The following is a 4,179-nucleotide window of genomic DNA, read 5'->3' on the forward strand; positions in this document are numbered from 1 at the left end:
TTAGTTCCGAACAACGGAAGGTGCTTCATTTGGCAGCGGTATTCGTCAATAATTTCACGAACCATCTGTACCATATCGGGAAAGAAATCTGCGATGAAAAGGGATTGCCGTTCGAGATTTTGCAACCTTTGATCCAAGAAACTTTGGATAAAACGGAGCAATTGACGCCTTACGACGCGCAGACCGGACCGGCACGGCGGGGGGATTCCGAGACCCTTGAAAAGCATTTGGGGCAGTTGAAAAATCCTGAATACAAGAAAGTCTATGAAGTTATGGGCGAATCAATACGCAAGTTGTATCGGGAAGACACGAATTACTCTAATTAACACTACTATTAAGTTCACAGTATACATGTTCATAACCTACGACCCGCAACATTTTTAACCTGAAACAGATCCATGGAAAAAAGTTACAAAGAAAGTCTTAAGAATATCGATACGTTCGTTTTTGATGTGGATGGCGTTTTTACCGACAGTACCTTGATTATTACTACCGAGGGCGAAATGCTTCGTAGAATGAGCGTTAAGGATGGATATGCCCTGAAAACCGCCCTTCAAAAGGGATATAATGTATGTATCATCTCCGGTGGCACCAACGAAGGTGTACGCAACCGCCTGAAAGCTTTGGGCGTTACGGATATTTATTTAGGTGCACACCGTAAAATGGATGCCATGAAAGAATATATGGATATTTACGAAATATCGGCCAGCACTATGTTGTACATGGGCGATGATATTCCCGATATTCCCCCGATGCAAACGGTCGCACTTCCTACCTGTCCGCAGAACGCAGTTCCCGAAGTGAAGGCAATCTCAAAATATGTATCCCATAAAAATGGGGGTGAAGGATGCGTACGTGATGTTATCGAGCAGGTCTTGAAAGTCAGGGGAGACTGGATGACGAATTTTGATGCTGCGAATGATTGAAAAAAAAATCCCGTAATCCATTTCTATTCGTATGCTATCCGACCCACTAAAAAACTACAAAATAATCCTAGCTTCGGCCTCCCCCAGAAGACAGCAGTTTTTTCGGGAAATGGGGTTGGATTTCGAAATCCGCCTTAGGTCTGTGGAAGAAGTCTTTCCAAATCAATTGGAAGGTAGCGCTATTTCCGATTATTTGGCCGAATTAAAGGCGTCCGCTTTTCATGGAACTTTAGCTAAAAATGAAATCTTGATCACTTCAGATACCGTGGTTTGGCACAACAATGAATCATTGGCAAAGGCGGAGGATGCCGAGAAAGCTTTTCTTATGCTAAAAACCCTATCCGGCGATTGGCACGAGGTCATCACTTCGGTCTGTTTTACTACCAACGACTATCAAAAAACCGTCAACAACACAACCAAAGTCAATTTTAAAGTATTGGCGGACGATGAAATCCGCTTCTATATCAAAAACTACACCCCTTTCGATAAAGCGGGAGCCTACGGCATACAGGAATGGATCGGATTGATCGGCATCGAGAAAATCGAAGGCTCATACCCGAATGTGGTCGGGTTGCCGACGCATTTGGTTTATGAAACGCTTTTGGACATAGTGACGTAAAGCTAATTTCGTAAATTCGTGATAGCTATGAAATTCTCCTTGAATCCCTGTGTAATAACTCGGCAGGCTTTTACAAACAGATTCACGGAGAAACACAAAGTTTCATGGAGAAATAAAATATAGAATAAATGAAAACCTACCTCAAATTAGAACGCATTGTTTTAACTCTGGTCGCCCTTACGCTGTCGATAACATCCTGTAGCGAAAAAATGACCGCTAATAAAAAAGAAGCAGCGACAAAGGAGCAAAAGGCCCGGTCAACACCCAAAAAACCATTGTCCGAAGCCTTCAAAACCTACTGGTATGCCGGGGAGGCCGAAATAACCTCCTACAAATTGCAACAGGCGCGGTACGGCGAAACACGCGATGGTGAAGCGGTGCTTATTTATGTCACAGAACCTTTTTTGCCAGAAATTCAGGTAAAGGCCGATGCCAGCCATCCGGATAACGTTCCGGTGCTCAAATTGAACGCTACCAAGAACTACTTGACGGGGATATACCCCTACTCCATTATGACCAGCACCTTTTATCCGGTACACGACAACCAACACGCGATCAAGGTCGCTTTTTCATCCCAGGAATGGTGCGGACAGGTTTATGCGCAATTGAACAACCGCGAACAGTTCGATGTAATGTCGCATTCCTATTTTGAAAGCGAGGCCGATCAAAACCTGAAACTGGAAAAGACCATCCTAGAAGACGAAATCTGGAACAAGATACGGATCGACCCGGCCAATCTTCCGGTGGGAGAATTTGATGTGATTCCGTCAATGGAATATATCCGATTATCCCATAAAGAATTAAAAGCCTATAAAGCTACCTTGGCCTTGACCGAAACCGAGGAAGCAAGCACCTACGAAATCCGTTTTCCAGAATTGGAACGGACGCTCAAAATCAATTTCTCCCCCGACTTTCCGTATACTATCGAAGGCTGGTCGGAAACCTCAAAAAGTGGATTTGGGGGCAATGCCAAACAACTGACCTCGACAGCCACAAAAATGAAAACTTTAAAGACCCCATATTGGCAACAGAACGGAAATAAGGATTTATCTTTGCGCGATAGTTTAGGATTATGATGTCATTGGAAGAATTTTTTGCCGACTACAAAAACGAACTGCTTGCGACCGGCATTCTCATTGTGGTCCTGTTTGTATTGAAATTTATTGCGACCAAGGCCATTCGCAGGGTGGGCCGGCTGAGCGATATCGTCGAGGCCCGTACACTGCTGATTACCAAATACGTTTCCATTTTACTTACGACACTGGGCTTTGGTATTTTGATCTTCATTTGGAATATCAAATTTAAGGATGTCGGTATCGCCTTCGCCTCGGTCTTTACCATAATCGGGGTCGCCCTTTTTGCAAGCTGGTCCATTTTGAGCAACATTACGGCCGGGGTCGTACTTTTCTTTTCTTTTCCGTTCAAAATTGGCGATCGGGTGAAAATAATGGATAAGGATATCGAAGGCGAAGAACCCTACCTTATCGAGGATATCAGGGCATTTCACGTAAGCCTCCGAAAAGACAATGGCGAACTGTTGGTCTATCCGAATAATTTGATGATGCAGAAGGCGGTGACCCTGTTGTATGATCAAGAAGTGCTGCACGAAGAGGGCACCGAGTAAGGTATTGCGCATTACGTTACACGCCCTTCGCTTTACTTTAAATGTTCCCGCTAAAGCTGAAAAAGGTGCGCATAGCACAAGGTGTAAAGCGTTTGGCGATAAAATCTAAGGTTGTACTTGATGAAGTGGGAACGATTTTTGTTACCAATTTAATAGGCTCGCCCGCTATTCTTCTTATCTTTGGGTTAACGACCAAAATTATATTTCATCCGTAGGGCATCTCTCAATAGCTTTTTTTGGAATGACGATACATGGATTTTTTTCAGATATGAGGCGCCAAACACGGAGTTTAGCAGCGCTAAATGAGTATTTTGGAAACGAAGTAGCTGGGAAAAAAACAAATCAACAGCCAAAACAGGGTTTTAGGGATGCCTTAATAAAACCAGCACTATGCGTCATTTTTTGATGTGTTTTTTAGGGATTTTGTTCCTTTTCAATACCTCTTTCGCCCAAAAGTCCGATCAGCCTTCTTCTTCCGAGATTTACCACTCCCTTCAAAAACTGAATTTTTTAGGAACCGCACTTTACGTTGCCGCGCATCCCGATGATGAGAATACGCGTCTGATATCCTATTTATCGAACGGCATACATGCCCGTACCGGATACCTGTCGCTTACCCGGGGCGACGGGGGGCAAAACCTTATCGGCCCTGAACTTCGGGAACTTTTGGGCGTATTGCGCACCGAAGAGCTTTTGGCCGCCAGAAGGGTCGACGGCGGGGAACAATTTTTTACCCGGGCGAACGATTTCGGGTATTCCAAAAATCCCGATGAAACCTTGGATATCTGGAACAAAGAAGCCGTTCTTGGGGATGTTGTATGGGCCATACGTCATTTCAAGCCCGACGTGATTATCGACCGTTTCGACCATCGGAGTCCAGGTTCAACCCACGGGCACCATACCGCTTCCGCCATGCTGAGCGTCGAGGCCTTTGATTTGGCCAATGACAAGACTGCCTACCCCGATCAACTGGAACTTACCTCAACTTGGCAGCCCAAACGCCTATTTTT

The 4,179-nt window shown here is 44.7% G+C and carries 6 protein-coding genes; all 6 read left to right on the forward strand.

The window, feature by feature from the left end:
* A partial coding sequence (locus ACEW8S_RS04805; protein ID WP_373517045.1) for a DUF2520 domain-containing protein occupies positions 1–326 on the forward strand: 326 nt, incomplete at its 5' end.
* Between the two features lie 72 nt (positions 327–398).
* Positions 399–926: a KdsC family phosphatase gene (locus tag ACEW8S_RS04810; protein WP_373517046.1), complete on the forward strand. Its 528-nt coding sequence runs from the start codon at positions 399–401 to the stop codon at positions 924–926.
* A 31-nt stretch (positions 927–957) separates the two neighbouring features.
* On the forward strand, positions 958–1,545 hold the full coding sequence (locus ACEW8S_RS04815) for a Maf-like protein (protein WP_373517047.1): 588 nt from the start codon (positions 958–960) through the stop codon (positions 1,543–1,545).
* Positions 1,546–1,673: 128 nt separating this feature from the next.
* Positions 1,674–2,621 (forward strand): septum formation inhibitor Maf, encoded by a 948-nt coding sequence (locus ACEW8S_RS04820; protein ID WP_373517048.1) that lies wholly within the window; start codon positions 1,674–1,676, stop codon positions 2,619–2,621.
* The gene (locus tag ACEW8S_RS04825; RefSeq protein WP_373517049.1) at positions 2,618–3,169 is read left to right on the forward strand and encodes a mechanosensitive ion channel domain-containing protein; all 552 of its coding nucleotides are present in this window, start codon (positions 2,618–2,620) and stop codon (positions 3,167–3,169) included. Before ACEW8S_RS04820 ends, ACEW8S_RS04825 begins: the two co-directional genes overlap by 4 nt.
* 390 nt (positions 3,170–3,559) lie before the next feature.
* Positions 3,560–4,179 (forward strand): PIG-L family deacetylase (locus tag ACEW8S_RS04830; protein ID WP_373517050.1); only part of this gene is annotated, 620 nt, incomplete at its 3' end.

Source organism: Pricia sp., from assembly GCF_041745955.1.
In the GTDB taxonomy this organism is placed as follows: domain Bacteria; phylum Bacteroidota; class Bacteroidia; order Flavobacteriales; family Flavobacteriaceae; genus Pricia.

What these genes read in the sequence shown, in the direction of transcription:
- ACEW8S_RS04810 (WP_373517046.1), top strand. Translation starts at nt 399, where the DNA reads ATGGAAAAAAGTTACAAAGAAAGTCTTAAGAATATCGATACGTTCGTT.
- ACEW8S_RS04815 (WP_373517047.1), top strand. Translation starts at nt 958, where the DNA reads ATGCTATCCGACCCACTAAAAAACTACAAAATAATCCTAGCTTCGGCC.
- ACEW8S_RS04820 (WP_373517048.1), top strand. Translation starts at nt 1,674, where the DNA reads ATGAAAACCTACCTCAAATTAGAACGCATTGTTTTAACTCTGGTCGCC.
- ACEW8S_RS04825 (WP_373517049.1), top strand. Translation starts at nt 2,618, where the DNA reads ATGATGTCATTGGAAGAATTTTTTGCCGACTACAAAAACGAACTGCTT.